Source organism: Evtepia gabavorous (genome assembly GCF_003425665.1).
Lineage (GTDB): Bacteria > Bacillota > Clostridia > Oscillospirales > Oscillospiraceae > Evtepia > Evtepia gabavorous.
The window spans coordinates 1-13,188 of sequence record NZ_QQRQ01000035.1; the positions used below are offsets into that span (position 1 = coordinate 1).

General features: G+C 62.0%; 14 protein-coding genes. 4 read left to right on the forward strand and 10 right to left on the reverse strand.

The window, feature by feature from the left end; all coding sequences use genetic code 11:
* From DV520_RS11290 to DV520_RS11300, 3 genes are all read left to right on the forward strand, one after another.
* Window positions 1-788 (forward strand): transporter substrate-binding domain-containing protein (locus DV520_RS11290; RefSeq protein WP_242984698.1); only part of this gene is annotated, 788 nt, incomplete at its 5' end.
* A gap of 86 nt (window positions 789-874) precedes the next feature.
* Window positions 875-1,642, forward strand: a complete 768-nt coding sequence (locus DV520_RS11295; RefSeq protein WP_117142904.1) for an amino acid ABC transporter permease — start codon at window positions 875-877, stop codon at window positions 1,640-1,642.
* Window positions 1,629-2,351, forward strand: coding sequence for an amino acid ABC transporter ATP-binding protein (locus tag DV520_RS11300; RefSeq protein WP_117142906.1), 723 nt, complete (start codon window positions 1,629-1,631; stop codon window positions 2,349-2,351). Before DV520_RS11295 ends, DV520_RS11300 begins: the two co-directional genes overlap by 14 nt.
* A 294-nt stretch (window positions 2,352-2,645) precedes the next feature.
* Here DV520_RS11300 and proS read toward each other — a convergent pair whose 3' ends face one another.
* Window positions 2,646-4,088, reverse strand: a complete 1,443-nt coding sequence (gene proS / locus DV520_RS11305; protein WP_117142908.1) for a proline--tRNA ligase — start codon at window positions 4,086-4,088, stop codon at window positions 2,646-2,648.
* 450 nt (window positions 4,089-4,538) lie between these two features.
* Here proS and DV520_RS11310 point away from each other — a divergent pair, with 450 nt between their 5' ends.
* Window positions 4,539-5,231 (forward strand): hypothetical protein, encoded by a 693-nt coding sequence (locus DV520_RS11310; protein WP_021919830.1) that lies wholly within the window; start codon window positions 4,539-4,541, stop codon window positions 5,229-5,231.
* A gap of 61 nt (window positions 5,232-5,292) precedes the next feature.
* On the opposite strand, the gene DV520_RS11315 is transcribed toward DV520_RS11310, so the two are convergent.
* The 9 genes from DV520_RS11315 to DV520_RS11355 all read right to left on the reverse strand — a co-directional run bounded on the left by DV520_RS11315 (window position 5,293) and on the right by DV520_RS11355 (window position 13,128).
* Window positions 5,293-6,774 carry a hypothetical protein gene (locus tag DV520_RS11315; protein ID WP_117142910.1) on the reverse strand — a complete coding sequence of 494 codons (1,482 nt, stop codon included), beginning with the start codon at window positions 6,772-6,774 and terminating at the stop codon, window positions 5,293-5,295.
* Window positions 6,771-7,517 carry an ATP-binding cassette domain-containing protein gene (locus tag DV520_RS11320; protein WP_117142912.1) on the reverse strand — a complete coding sequence of 249 codons (747 nt, stop codon included), beginning with the start codon at window positions 7,515-7,517 and terminating at the stop codon, window positions 6,771-6,773. The genes DV520_RS11315 and DV520_RS11320 overlap by 4 nt, the downstream gene beginning before the upstream one ends.
* Window positions 7,517-8,071 (reverse strand): hypothetical protein, encoded by a 555-nt coding sequence (locus tag DV520_RS11325; RefSeq protein ID WP_021919827.1) that lies wholly within the window; start codon window positions 8,069-8,071, stop codon window positions 7,517-7,519. The genes DV520_RS11320 and DV520_RS11325 overlap by 1 nt, the downstream gene beginning before the upstream one ends.
* Window positions 8,049-8,771: a hypothetical protein gene (locus tag DV520_RS11330; RefSeq protein WP_117142916.1), complete on the reverse strand. Its 723-nt coding sequence runs from the start codon at window positions 8,769-8,771 to the stop codon at window positions 8,049-8,051. Before DV520_RS11330 ends, DV520_RS11325 begins: the two co-directional genes overlap by 23 nt.
* A complete protein-coding gene (locus DV520_RS11335) occupies window positions 8,768-9,154 on the reverse strand; it encodes a GntR family transcriptional regulator (protein WP_117142918.1) in 387 nt (128 codons plus the stop codon). Before DV520_RS11335 ends, DV520_RS11330 begins: the two co-directional genes overlap by 4 nt.
* 222 nt (window positions 9,155-9,376) lie before the next feature.
* Complete coding sequence (locus DV520_RS11340) at window positions 9,377-10,033, reverse strand: hypothetical protein (RefSeq protein WP_117142920.1); 657 nt, start codon at window positions 10,031-10,033, stop codon at window positions 9,377-9,379.
* A gap of 77 nt (window positions 10,034-10,110) precedes the next feature.
* A complete protein-coding gene (locus DV520_RS11345) occupies window positions 10,111-10,989 on the reverse strand; it encodes a GNAT family N-acetyltransferase (protein ID WP_021919823.1) in 879 nt (292 codons plus the stop codon).
* A 51-nt stretch (window positions 10,990-11,040) separates the two neighbouring features.
* Window positions 11,041-11,964: a DUF2156 domain-containing protein gene (locus tag DV520_RS11350; RefSeq protein ID WP_117142922.1), complete on the reverse strand. Its 924-nt coding sequence runs from the start codon at window positions 11,962-11,964 to the stop codon at window positions 11,041-11,043.
* A gap of 21 nt (window positions 11,965-11,985) precedes the next feature.
* Complete coding sequence (locus tag DV520_RS11355; RefSeq protein WP_117142924.1) at window positions 11,986-13,128, reverse strand: DEAD/DEAH box helicase; 1,143 nt, start codon at window positions 13,126-13,128, stop codon at window positions 11,986-11,988.
* Window positions 13,129-13,188 lie beyond the last annotated feature (60 nt).

Here is a 13,188-nt window from a genome sequence, read left to right on the forward strand (position 1 = left end):
GGGACACCACGGAGCCTACCACCGACGAGGCGAACAACCAGAGCGAACCCGCCTCCACCACCGCCACCGACCTGAAGACCGTCACCGAGGGCGTGCTCACCATGTCCACCAACGCGGCTTTCCCGCCCTATGAGTCCACCGACGACAGCGGCAATGTGGTGGGCATTGACGCGGACATCGCAGCGGCCATCGCGGAAAAGCTGGGCCTGAAGCTGCAGATTGACGACATGGACTTTGACGGTGCCCTGGCCGCCGCCCAGAGCGGCAAGAGCGACATCGTTATGGCCGGCGTCACCGTCAACGAGGAGCGCCAGCTGGTTTTGGATTTCACCGACACCTATGCCAACGGTGTGCAGGTGGTTATTGTCCCCGAGGGCTCTGATATCACCTCCATTGAGGACATGCAGGGCAAGCGCATCGGCACCCAGCGGGGTACCACCGGTTATATCCTTTGCTCCAGTCCTGTGGAGGACGGCGGCTTTGGCGAGGAGAACGTGGTTCCCTATGACGATGCCATCGCTGCGGTGAAGGCTCTGAAAAACGGGCAGATCGACTGCGTGGTCATCGACAACGCCCCCGCCCAGGAGCTGGTGAAAGCCAACCCCGGCCTGACCACGCTGGAGACCGAGTACGCCAACGAGAAGTATGCCATCGGCGTGGCCAAGGGCAACACCGCCCTGCTGGACGCGGTCAACGGCGCCCTGAAAGAGCTCATGGAGGACGGCACGATCCAGAGCATTATTGACAAGTACATTCCCGCTGACGCAGGCAGTGCAGAGGCGGAATAACCTGTGATGGTTCAGAAAAGGGCGGCATGCGCCGCCCTTTTCCTTTCCTCCCGCAACCCATAGAAAGAGAGAGGTGAACGCCCGATATGGAGGAACTCTACACCACATGGAAAGCCATCGGCGTTGCTGGCGGAGACCTGAGTTTTTTCCAGGATTTCTTCGTCAAGTTTTACCAGGCCTTTATTGAGGGGGACCGCTGGCTGCAATATCTCAACGGCGTCAAGACCACCCTGCTGGTGACCGCCCTGGCCCTGATCCTGGGCATTGTCCTGGGGGTCCTGGTGGCCATGCTCCGCACCGCCCACGACCAGCAGCGCCCCGGTCACCGCAACCCCATTTTGGCGGTGCTGAATCTGATCTGTAAGGTCTATGTCACCGTCATCCGGGGCACCCCCATGATGGTCCAGCTGCTCATCATGGGCTTTGTTATCTTCGCCAGCAGCCGGAACTTTACCATGATCGGCACCCTGACCCTGGGCATCAACTCCGGCGCCTACGTCTCGGAGATCGTCCGGGGCGGCCTCATGTCCGTGGACAAGGGGCAGATGGAGGCGGGCCGGTCCCTGGGGCTGAACTACATGACCACCATGCGGTTTATTGTCATTCCCCAGGCCGTCAAGGCCATTCTGCCCGCCCTGGGCAACGAGTTTATCATTCTGCTCAAGGACACCTCCCTCATCACGGTCATCGGCGGCAAGGAGCTGCTGTATGCCGCCCAGGGCATTTACAACCGGACCTATGAGCAGATGTTCCCCCTGATCGGCACCGCGGCCCTCTACCTGGTGCTGGTCATTATCCTCAGCTGGCTTCTGGGCAAATTGGAAAGGAGGCTGCGGCAAAGTGATCGACGTTAAACATCTCTCCAAGTCTTTTGGGGACCACCTGGTCCTGGATGACATCTCCGAGCACATCCACCCGGGGGAGAAGGTGGTGGTCATTGGGCCCTCCGGCTCGGGAAAGTCCACCTTCCTGCGGTGCCTGAACCTGCTGGAGATCCCCACCAAGGGGAGCATCACCTTTGACGGCACGGAGATCACCGATCCTAAGGTGGATATCGACCGCATCCGCCGGCAGATGGGCATGGTGTTCCAGCACTTTAACCTCTTTCCCAATATGACCATCCGCAAGAACATCACCCTGGCCCCGGTTCAGACGGGCCTGATGAAGCAGGCCCAGGCCGACCAGCAGGCCATGGAGCTGCTGCGCCGGGTGGGGCTGGAGGACAAGGCCGACAGCTATCCCAACCAGCTCTCCGGCGGCCAGAAGCAGCGGATCGCCATTGTCCGGGCCCTGGCCATGAAGCCCAAGCTCATGCTCTTTGACGAGCCCACCTCCGCCCTGGACCCGGAGATGGTGGGCGAGGTGCTGGACGTGATGAAGCAGTTGGCCCAGGAGGGCATGACCATGGTGGTGGTCACCCACGAGATGGGCTTTGCCCGGGAGGTGGGGGACCGGGTCCTCTTTATGGCCGATGGGAAAATCGTGGAGCAGAATACCCCTGCGGAGATTTTCAGCCATCCCCGGGAGGAGCGGACCAAGGCGTTCCTCTCCAAAGTGCTTTGAGAAAACGGGAAACCGCTCTGCCGTGTGCTGCGGCAGAGCGGTTGTTTTTTGCCTGGGGGGCCTGCCAGGGCGGGGGCCATTGTGGGTCTTTGCGCACGCCGTTGGAACGGCAGGGAACGATGGCTTGCCCAGCCGGGGCCCCATTTCTTGGGAAGAAATAGGGCCCCGCCCGGGAGGGCACCGTTCCCGCCCGTTCCAACGGCGCAGAAAAGCCCCCAAGAAACCGGAAGCCGCCGCGAGATTCCCCCGCGGCGGCTTCTTCCATTTCTCTCTCTTTGCTGATCTGGACGAGGCTCAGTAGGCCACGCCCCAGTAGATCATTTTTTTGGCGGCCCGCCCGCAGATGGGGCAGGTGTCCCCCAGATGCTCCTGGGCAAAGGGGATGCAGCGGGAGGTCATGCCGGCCTCCTCCTTCATCTTCAGCTCGCACGCCAGCTCCCCGCACCACATGGTCTTGATAAACCCGCCGTGCTGGGCCTGGAGGGCCTTGGCCTCCTCCAGGGAGTGGGCCTCGAAGATGTGCTCCTCCAGGTTCTTCTTGGCCCGCTGGTACAGGCCGTCGTGGATGGCATCCAGGGTGGCGGGGACGGCGGTCTCCAATTCATCCAGGCTGATGAAAACCTTCTCCCCGCTGTCCCGGCGGACCAGGACGCACTGGTTCTTCTCCATGTCCTTGGGGCCGATCTCCACCCGCAGGGGCACGCCCTTCATCTCGTATTCGGCGGCCTTCCAGCCCATGGACTGGTCAGAGGAATCCATCCTGGCCCGGATGCCCGCGGCCTTCAGCCGGTCCAGCAGGGCGCTGGCAGCCTCCAGGACTCCCTCCTTGTGCTGGGCCACGGGGATGACCATGGCCTGAATGGGGGCGATCCGGGGGGGCAGGACCAGGCCGTTGTTGTCCCCGTGGGTCATGATAATGCCGCCGATCATCCGGGTGGACACCCCCCAGGAGGTCTGGTGGGGATAGTGCAGGGTATTGTCCTTGCCGGTGAAGGTGATGTCAAAGGCCCGGGCAAAGCCGTCCCCGAAGTAGTGGCTGGTGCCCGACTGGAGGGCCTTGTGGTCGTGCATCATGCACTCCACGGTGTAGGTCTCCTCGGCGCCGTTGAATTTTTCCTTGTCGGTCTTTTGCCCCTTGACCACCGGCATGGCCAGAACATTTTCCAGGAAGTCGGCGTAGATGTTCAGCATCTGCTGGGTCTCTGCCCGGGCCTCCTCGGCGTCGGCGTGCATGGTGTGGCCCTCCTGCCACAGGAACTCCCGGTGGCGGAGGAAGGGTCGGGAGGTTTTCTCCCAGCGGAGGACGGAGCACCACTGGTTGTAGAGCTTGGGCAGGTCCCGGTGGGAGTGGATGACGTTTTTATAGTGTTCACAGAACAGGGTCTCAGAGGTGGGGCGGATGCAGTAACGCTCCTCCAGGGGGTCGCTGCCGCCGTAGGTGACCCAGGCGCACTCAGGGGCAAAGCCCTCCACGTGGTCCTTTTCCTTCTGGAGCAGGGACTCCGGGATGAGCATGGGCAGGTAGACGTTCTCGTGGCCTGTCTCCTTGAATCGTCTGTCCAGCTCGGCCTGGATGTTCTCCCAAATGGCGTAGCCGTAGGGGCGGTAGATGAACATGCCCTTGATGGAGGAGTAGTCAATGAGTTCGGCCTTTCTGCACACATCGGTGTACCACTGGGCGAAGTCCACCTCCATGTCGGTGATCTGTTCGACTTTCTTCTTGTTGTCCTTAGCCATAGTTCCCATCCTTTGATCCAAAATCCCGGCCTGCTGGGCCGGTCGATCTCTGTGTTGTGAAATGATATATTCAGATAGAATCTATTTTATGTCCCAAGGGGAAAATTGTCAAGTCTCTTGTGCCTCTATGGGGGGCCGCTGGCGGGGCGGCGTGGGGTGTTTCCCCGGCGTTCGACGGTTTGCCCCAATTACCCAATTAAATCCATAGGAAAAAGGAAGCGAGGAGAAAATCTTGTGCAATCTCCATGAAAGGTGTCAAATAACCACAAAAAAACAACATTTTAGAAACAAAAGAAAGGAAAAGAATTTCCTCAAAAGGGTTCCCAGGGAAGGGGAAGTATGCTATGATTACAAAAAAGTTACAGAGTGTAACAGCCGCCTTGCCAATGGTTACAGATGGCAACAAGGCGGCCTGTTTGAGAAAGCCCGTGGATACAAAGGAGAGATTGGATGCGGAAGCGGATTCTGAGCGTGGTACTGACGGTTTTGATGCTGGCGGCGATGGTTCCATCGGCCATGGCGGCCACCCTGGAAGAGATCAACCAAGATGAGGTGTTCCTCAAGCAGCAGCAGAGAGGGACCTGCACCCTGGCCTCCACCGCCATGATGCTCAGACGGGCCGCCATGCTCAACGGCGATGAGAACTGGGCCCAGATCACCGAGGCCAGCTGCCGGGAGGCATTCTGGCTGTCCGGCCGGGGCCTGCCCTACAACTTCTCCTATGGGGAGATGACCGTGGGCCATGACCGCCTCCCCGGGGGTCAGGCCAACGAAGCGGTCCTCATTGACCTGCTGGAGGAGCACCCTGAGGGGATCATGCTCCACGCCGCCTGCGTTCCCCACGGCATTCTGCTCACTGAGTACAAGGATGGACAGTTTTACTGTGCCGACCCTTCGGAGTATGCCGAGGCCGGGATCATCCCCATTGAGGAGGCCTGGGGCACCCGGGTGGAGAACTCCAACGCCTATTGGTATGTGACCTCCCAGGTGGCACAGCCCCAGGAGAAACCGGTACTCCCCGCCCCCTCGGTGGAGGTGGAGGACTCCGTGTCTGACCTGATGGCACCTTTGGCCACGCAGGAAACCGAAACTGCGGCCTGCCTCATCGGTCAGGCGCTGGTGGAGCAGAACGGAACAAATTAAGAGAGTACATGCCCCCAGGCTGAAGCCTGGGGGCGTTTTTTTGCTTGGGGGAGAACGGCGGTCAGGATTTCCAGGATAGGGTCAGGGCACGGTCCTTGCGTTCCACCACCTGGACAGGGGAGCCGGTGGTCAGTGTGTCCGCGTCCGCTGCGTGCCAGCCATAGACTTGCTCCAGACTGGTGGCGTAGTCGCCTTGGTAGAGAATGGTCCCTTCCCGGTCATAGATCCACAGGGACAAGCCGGTGGTGAGGGTTTCCCCGTCGTAGATGCCCAGCGCCAGCTTTTCCCCGTTCCAGGCGGCCCGGGCGTTGCAGACCGGGAAGGAGAGGAGGCCGTCGGGCAGGCGCCCGGACCAGCGGTACTGATAGTGCCCTTCCGGGGTCTGAGAGAAGAAGTGGAAGGTTTCCTGCCCCAGGGCCAGAAGACAGTTCTCCCCCGGAAGCACTTGGGTTACGTCGTATTGGGTGCGGGAGAGAACCTCGTCTTCGGCAGAGACGGAGGCCTCAAGGTGCTGGGTGGGTTTGCCGGCGGGAATGGAAAACGCGGTTCGCAGGTCCATGGTCTCCGTGTCCAGGACCAAGCAGCGCGTTTGGCCTTCCTGGATGGTGACCAGGAAGAGGGTGTCCTCCTGGGGAGAGAGGGTGAGGGAGAGAACCGACACCGCCCGAGGGTCCAGGGGATAGACCATCTCCAGGCTGTCCGGGTCTATTTGGACGCGCCCCCCTTCCCCCGTCAGGAAGCGCAGCCGGTAGAGCCCATAGCCCCCGGGGACCTGCTGAAAGTCCGGGAGGGTGCTTCCCGTCTGTGTGCTGGGGGTCAGGGTGAAATAGGCGGTGTGCGCCCCGACGGTGCTGACGGTGCCGGTGAGAAATTCTTCGCCGGTGGGCGCAATGGCCAGCTGGGTCAGAAGACCGTCCTGGTCCTTGGTGACGGTGACCTTCCAACGGGTGTCCGGGGCGAAGGGGAAGCGGAAAAACGCCTGAAAGGCCTCCTGGGCGGAGGGATCAAACTGGCTCTCAAAGGTCTCCGCTTGGGAGTAGTCAGGGGATTGCCCGGCCAGGTCTAAGGTCACCTGAAGGGGATAGGCGTCCAGGAACTGACTGGGGTTCAGGATCTCCGTCCGGGTCTGTCCGGGCGGAGTACGGCGGGCCACCTGTTCATACAGGGGGCCCAGCGCGGGACTTGTGGGGAGGTTGTCCAGGAAGTATCCCGGTTCGGCGGACAACGTGGCGTCCTGGTGGGGGAAGCGGAGATAGACCCCGGCGTCGTCGTTGGCGGCGGCGGGAACGTCTCTTTGGGCAGAGAAAGCCGTGGTGCTCTGGGCCGGGCGGTCCAAGGGGATGGTCAGGTCCCAGAGAAGGGTTTGAGCATACTGGCAGCTCTGGGTGGCCACAAGGCCCTGGGCGGCGGCGGGATCTCCCTGGCGGGAGATGGCGGTGACAGCGACTTGGCCGGCGTCCTCCTGCAGGGTATGGGCCGCCAGGGCCACCCCGCCCAGCACCAGGGACAGGCAGAGGAGAAAGGCTGCGATGGCTTGTTTCATGGCAAAGGCTCCTTTCCGTTGGTCAGTTGGGTTAATGCCCGGGAAACCCGGTCGGCTTGGTAGTGATAGGCACGCTTCACATAGGAGAGGAGGTCGGCACCCGTTTCCTCCAGCGCCAGGGGGTCCAGGTCGGCCACTAAGGTTCCCTGCCGGAGCAGGAGGGCCCGGCTCAGGAAGGGGGCGGTCTCCTCCAGCAGATGGGTGGACAGGAGGAGGGTCTCTTGGGGCTCTAAAATCCCCACCAGGACCTTGTAAAAGTCCTCCCGATTGAACAGATCATTGCCGGCGAAGGGCTCATCCATGAGGATGTAGTCCGCGCCCTGGCTGAGGGCCAGGATGACCTCAAGCTGGTTCTGCTGGCCGGTGGAGAGCCGGCCCGCCGCCTTGTGCCGGGGCAGTTGGAAGAAGTCCATCAGCCCGTCATAGCGGGCCTGCCGGAACCGGGGAAAATGCCCGGCGTAAAAATCCCGGTGGGCCTGGGCGGAGAGGGCGGGAAAGAAGGAGTGCTCACTGGTGGCAAAGGACAGTTTGGCATAGTCCTTTCGGGTGAGGGGGCGGTCGTCCAGGAGGATTTCCCCCTGAAACCGGTGCAGCCCCAGAATGCACTTGAGCAGGGTGGTTTTCCCCGCGCCGTTCTCCCCCAGCAGCCCTACGATTTCCCCCCGGGGAAGGGTGAGGGAGAGGTCCTTCAGGGCGTGCCGTTTGCCGGGGTAGGATTTGGAGAGGTGTTTGAGTTCCAGCATCAGTAATACATCCTTTCTGGCCGGGCGAAGGGGAGGAACAGGTTGGCAAAGTTATCCCACAGCTTGTCCAGCTGCCCGGGGCGCAGAGCATCTTCCGGGGTCAGATGGAGGTAGATTCCGTAGAAAGCAGGGAGCAGAATGACCACCAGGAGCAGGGCACAGGCCACGGTGAGCAGGGGGATGGCCAGGCACCGGCGGGCCAGCTCCCAGCGGTCGGGCAGCCGCCGCATGAGGTAGATGCTCTTTGCCCCCCGCCAAAAGGCGTAGTAATTGCAGGGAATCAGGAGCAGTGCGGCCAGGACCACCAGCGTCAGCGGGAAGAAAACCGGAGGTGTCCAGAAAGAGGCGCTGTCGCTCTGGGCGCCGATCAGGTCGGCAAAGTCCGTCATACGGTGGAGGGAGCGGGCCGCGGTCTCCAGGCCGTGGGTCAGCGCAGCGGCGTATTTCCACACGCTGTATAAAAAAGCGCAAATCATAACCAACAGACAGAGAAGGCCTTGCAGCTCCCCCGAGGTTCCCGGCGGAACCAAGTCACATAGTTTCCAGCGTTTCATCGGCGGTCTCCTTTCGTTTCCGGCGCAGCAGCAGCCCGACCAAGAGGCACAGCGCGGCGGCCCCGGCGATCATCTGGGGGCGGCCTCCGGGCAGGAAGAGAAAACAGCAGGCGGCCAGAACAAAGAACGTGAAATTCTTTCGTCCCCGGTGGAGCCCCTCGGTGAACAGGGCCGCGGTAAACCCCAGCCCGGCCGCCAGGGCCGCATTGCTCACCCACCGGCCGGGCAGGTCCAGGGGGAGGAAGAAGTGAAAGAGGTCCAGTTCCCAGACGGTGACATAGAGGGTTTGCGTGCCCAAGAAACCTCCTTGCCGGCCGTAATACCAGCCGATCCCCACAAGGACCAGGGCCTGCACCCCCCAGAACAGGAGATAGACCAGGGTGTTGTACACCCCCTGCCAGAAGACCACCCAGCCCGGGGACAGGGGGAGCCGGGCCAGGGTGTACCCAGGACGGCGGGCGCCCCGCCCGGTGGTGGCCAGCAGAAGCAGGGCACTGAGCAGCAGAAAGGCCAAGGCCAAAAGCCCCGCCAGTGCGCCGCCGGACAGGGAGAAGGCATCGGCCAGGCCTATGGAGGCCGGGTCCGGGGAGAGACAGAGAAAGGCGCTCCACTGGGCCGCTGCCAGGAGGAGCAGCAGAAGCAGCACCTTCCAGACGGTGTGGCGCAGAACCAGATGGAAGAGTGCACGATGTGGTCTCATGGGGTCTCTCCCTCCTTCCAGAGCTGATCCACCAGGGCAAGGGCCTCCTGCCGGGACAGGCCCATGTGTTTCATGGCGGCGATGGTATCCCGGACCTCTGCCTGGAGGAGTTCCCCCCGCACCCGGCTCTGGGCCGCCTCATCGGCCACCACGGTGCTCTTGGCCCCGGTGTGGGACAGGATAAGGCCCTCCTCCTCCAGCAGCCGGTAGGCCTTCTGGACGGTGTTGGGGTTTACCCCCAGCAGGGCCGACACAACCCGCCGGGAGGGGAGTTCCTCCCCGTGGGCGATGGTGCCTCCGGCGATGCCCAGCTTGACGTAGCGCAGAATCTGCTGGTAAATGGGGACCCCGTCGGCCAGGCTTAGGTGCGAAAAGGAGAGCATGGGAACCACCTGCTTTCTCACTGTATTACAGGAATAGTACGGTTTACAACCGTATTATAAGCATAATACGGTTGCCTTGTCAAGAGGGAAGTTGCCTTTGCATGGAAACGGGCATGAAGTCAACGATAAAAAACCCATCCATGTGGAGCTATTTACTCCACATGGATGGGTTTGGATCAGAGAGGGAAGCGGCAACAAGGGCGGGGGCAAAAGGACACCCCATTATGCCATGGCAGAGGAAAGGGAGAGCGTCTTATGGTCATAGAAATACTGGAGATGAGGGGGGACCCTGGAGCCGTGGAGGGAGAGGGTGACCCGTCCCGTCTGGCCGGGGCCGATGGGGAGACCGGACGCCAGGGCTGTGGTGGTTCCCCCGTTGTAAAAGTCGCCGTTGATGACATACTCCAGCTGGGTGTTCCCCCGGAGCCAAACCTGGATATCCCCGTGAAAGGACCGGTTCTGCTGGGAGGTGTTCCCCTCCTGCTGGAGGAGCTGGATGGCGTCCACGGAGGCAAGGGAGGCGTCGGCCTCCGAGACGGCGCAGTAGAGGATCAGGCGGGGGGTATACGAGGCGGTGACGGACAGGGGGAGGGAAAGGATGCGGTAATGGGCCTCCTCTGCCGGTTCGGCATCTGTCCCGGCGGGGAATGCTGTGCGGGCCGCCTGGTAGGAGAGGCCGGCGTTTCCGGCGTACTGTGTGACCGCCTGGGAGAAGGGAATGGCATCGCTGACAGCCACGACGGAACTTTCCCCAGGTTCCCCAGCGGAAGAAGAAGAGGCATCCCCCGGGGCAGGGGAGGGATTATCCCAGGCACAGGCGGCGGTCAGGCATAGGGCAAGCAGCAAGAAGGAAAAAAGTATCGGTCTATATTGTTTCATGTAAGACAGCCTCCTTTCTTGAAATCATTCAAAAAACCCGCCTCGGAGACGTGCTCCAAAGCGGGTTTTCTGCGCGCTTAGTCAAAGCCCAACCCCAGATAGGCGTCCTGCTGGGCAAAGTATTTGGAATGCAGCCCCAGGTCGTACCACTTAATCATGCCAAAGGCCTGGGTGTAGCTGCCGGGCAGCCCATCCCAGAAGGCGGGGGTGCGGATGTGGTAGCGGGAGGCCTCCATTTCCTTGGCGATGGTCTCCACCGCCTTGCCCATCTTATCGGTGGGAATGAGCAGTTCCTTTGTCAGCAGGCGGCGCTTCTGGACATACTCAATGGCGGCGCAGCCCACCACGCCGTCAATCTCAATTTTATACAGATCGCCGTAGGCCAGGTGGCTGCCGATCTGCTGGAAGGAGATCATCTGGTCGGTATAGGTCATGTGGAAGGTGTTTTTCAGATACCCCTCCCGAATCTCGTTGTACTCCCGGGGGGAGACAGGGGTCATAACCCCGCCGCCGGTATCCCCGGAGAGGGCGGAGGTGAGAATCTCCACCTTGCGGGTGGCGAAGCACTCGTCCATTCCCACGGCCTCGAAGAACCGATGGAGGGAGGGGGAGGCGGGGACCAGGACCATGGCTTTGTCCCCTCGTTTTTGAAGAAAATCGTCGGCGTAGCGCAGCAGCTGCCGGGCGTGGCCCTTGCCCTGCATATAGGGGTTGGTGGCCAGGGCGTAAACATACCCCACGGGGACCTCTGTCCCGTCGGGAAGTTGGATGGCGCCGGGGAGCATGGCCGCCATGGAGTCCACCTCTCCATCGTCATCGACCACCAGGACCTGGTCAATGGAGCAGAACTTCTGGAAAAAGATATCCACATAAGCGCCGGGATCTCCAAAGCACTTTCGCCAGAGATCTCTCAGCTGGGGCAGTTCTTCCGGGGCAGCGGTGCGGATGGTGATCATGGGGGTGTCCTCCTTTGTTTCAGATCGGCCGCCGGCGGGCGGCCCAGGGAATCAGGGAGCGCGGCACTCCACCGCGCTGAAATTGACTTGGAGATAGTCGGGGGCGTAGGACAGCTTGGCTTTCCGCAGGCCGGGCAGCCCCATGTCGTCCTCCCGGTCCAGGTAGCGGATATGGGGGTACTTCTGCCGGATGTACCGGGCAAAGGACCGGTTCACTGCGGGGTAAGCCCCCTGAATCTCCCCCCGGGCCCGTTCAAAATGGACGTCGAAGATGGTCTCGGTGAGGGGGGCGCCCAAGGTGAAGCCTAAAAGGGTGTCCTGCCACCGCAGGACAATGCCCTCCAGCCCCAGGGCCGGCAGGTGTTCCAGGGCCAGCACCAGGGCCCGGTGCTCGTCGTCCAGGGTGGACAGGCCCCGGACGGTCTCCCGGGTCAGGGCATCCTGGTGCCAAGCGGCGTCCATGGCCAGGCAGGCGGGGATATCCGCCTGGGTGAGGGGGGCCCAGGTCCAGCCGGGACAGGCCTCGTCCAAGCGGTGGATGTGGTTGCGCTTGGCGTGGAGTTTTTTCCCGGGCAGGTCCGCCAGGCGGTCCACGGAATAGAGATAGTCAAACCCGTCCCGGGCCTCCTCAAAGCAGAAGCGGCCGGGGTAGTGGTCCTCCAGCCAGTTTTTGTGGTAGAGGGTCAGGGCGATCAGCCGCAGGGGCTGGCCCTCCGCCCGGGCGTCCTGGGTCAGGGCGTCCAGGGCGGGGGTGGGGTCCCCTTCCCCGGCGGGCCAGAGATAGGAATGGCCCAGGGAGCTGGTGAGCCGGACCAGCAGCCGTTTCCCCAGGGGGGCGTACTGAAAGCCGTAGGCGTCTTTCCAGCAGAAGAGAACGGGAAAGCTGTAATCGCACAGGGCCAGCCCCTCGGACTGTAAAAGGGGACGGACCCAGGTGCTGTCGCTGGCGTCAGGGGAATGAAAGGGTATCAGCATAAATGATTGGAAAAAGCCTCCTCAAAGGGTAATGGTTTTCACGTCGTACTGGTTGTTGCGGATGATTTCGTCCAGGCGGACGTCGTCGGTGACGGAGGAGATGAGGTTGTAGGCCGCGCCCTGGTGCTTGGCCCGGCCGGTCCGCCCAATGCGGTGGACATAGTATTCCCCCTCTTCCGGAATATCATAATTGATGACCCCGTCCACGTCGTCGATGTCCAGCCCCCGGGCGGCCACATCGGTGGCCACCAGGACCCGGAGCTGGCCGGCCCGGAAGAAGGAGAGCACCTTTTCCCGGACCTTCTGGCCCAGGTCGCCGTGGATGCACTGGGCGGCGATCCCCCGCATCCGCAGCAGGCCGGTGATCCGGTCGGTGGTGTTTTTGGTGTTGCAGAAGACGATGACCCGGTCCAGGTGTTCCCGCTCCAGGATGGCGGCCAGCAGGTCCACCTTGCCCCCCATGTCCACCTTCAGCCGGTACTGGCTGATCTTGGGCCGGTTTTCCTGGACGGGCCGGACCACGATTTCCACCGGGTCCCGCTGGTAGACCCAGGAGATGTCCATGACTTCCCGGGAAATGGTGGCGGAGAACAGGCCCAGGTTCCGGCGGTGGGGGATCTGCTTGAGGATGTGGGTGACATCCTTGATAAAGCCCATGTCCAGCATCCGGTCGGCCTCGTCCAGCACCACGGTCTCCACCTTGTGCAGGCGGACGGTCCGACGCTTCATGTGGTCCATGAGCCGGCCGGGGGTGGCCACCACGATCTGGGGGCGCTTTTTCAGCTGGGTGATCTGCCGGTCAATGGGCTGGCCGCCGTAGAGGCAGGCCACCCGGATGCCGGGCAGGAAGGCGCACAGCTGGCGCAGCTCCTCCTGAATTTGTAGGGCCAGCTCCCGGGTGGGGGCCAGCACCAGGCCGGTGACCTCGGTGCCCTCGGGGTCGGTGTGCTCCACCATGGGGATGCCGAAGGCGAAGGTCTTGCCGGACCCGGTGGGGGCCTTGGCCATGACATCCTTCCAGTCCTTGAAGCAGGGGATGGCCCCGGCCTGCACGGGGGTGGCCAGGGTAAAGCCCTTTTGGTCCAGTGCCTTCAGAATGCCCTGGGAGAGGTTCATTTCACTGTATCGCAGGTCGACATCGACCTCAATGCCATTGATTTCCATAAAACAATCCTTTGCCCGCCGGGCAAAGGCCGGCGGGTCTCATTCAAATACTTTAATTCA

Excerpts from the sequence above, each read along its gene's own strand:
- DV520_RS11295 (WP_117142904.1), top strand. The coding sequence starts at position 875 with ATGGAGGAACTCTACACCACATGGAAAGCCATCGGCGTTGCTGGCGGA.
- proS (WP_117142908.1), bottom strand. The coding sequence starts at position 4,088 with ATGGCTAAGGACAACAAGAAGAAAGTCGAACAGATCACCGACATGGAG.
- DV520_RS11310 (WP_021919830.1), top strand. The coding sequence starts at position 4,539 with ATGCGGAAGCGGATTCTGAGCGTGGTACTGACGGTTTTGATGCTGGCG.
- DV520_RS11315 (WP_117142910.1), bottom strand. The coding sequence starts at position 6,774 with ATGAAACAAGCCATCGCAGCCTTTCTCCTCTGCCTGTCCCTGGTGCTG.
- DV520_RS11320 (WP_117142912.1), bottom strand. The coding sequence starts at position 7,517 with ATGCTGGAACTCAAACACCTCTCCAAATCCTACCCCGGCAAACGGCAC.
- DV520_RS11325 (WP_021919827.1), bottom strand. The coding sequence starts at position 8,071 with ATGAAACGCTGGAAACTATGTGACTTGGTTCCGCCGGGAACCTCGGGG.
- DV520_RS11330 (WP_117142916.1), bottom strand. The coding sequence starts at position 8,771 with ATGAGACCACATCGTGCACTCTTCCATCTGGTTCTGCGCCACACCGTC.
- DV520_RS11335 (WP_117142918.1), bottom strand. The coding sequence starts at position 9,154 with ATGCTCTCCTTTTCGCACCTAAGCCTGGCCGACGGGGTCCCCATTTAC.
- DV520_RS11340 (WP_117142920.1), bottom strand. The coding sequence starts at position 10,033 with ATGAAACAATATAGACCGATACTTTTTTCCTTCTTGCTGCTTGCCCTA.
- DV520_RS11345 (WP_021919823.1), bottom strand. The coding sequence starts at position 10,989 with ATGATCACCATCCGCACCGCTGCCCCGGAAGAACTGCCCCAGCTGAGA.
- DV520_RS11350 (WP_117142922.1), bottom strand. The coding sequence starts at position 11,964 with ATGCTGATACCCTTTCATTCCCCTGACGCCAGCGACAGCACCTGGGTC.
- DV520_RS11355 (WP_117142924.1), bottom strand. The coding sequence starts at position 13,128 with ATGGAAATCAATGGCATTGAGGTCGATGTCGACCTGCGATACAGTGAA.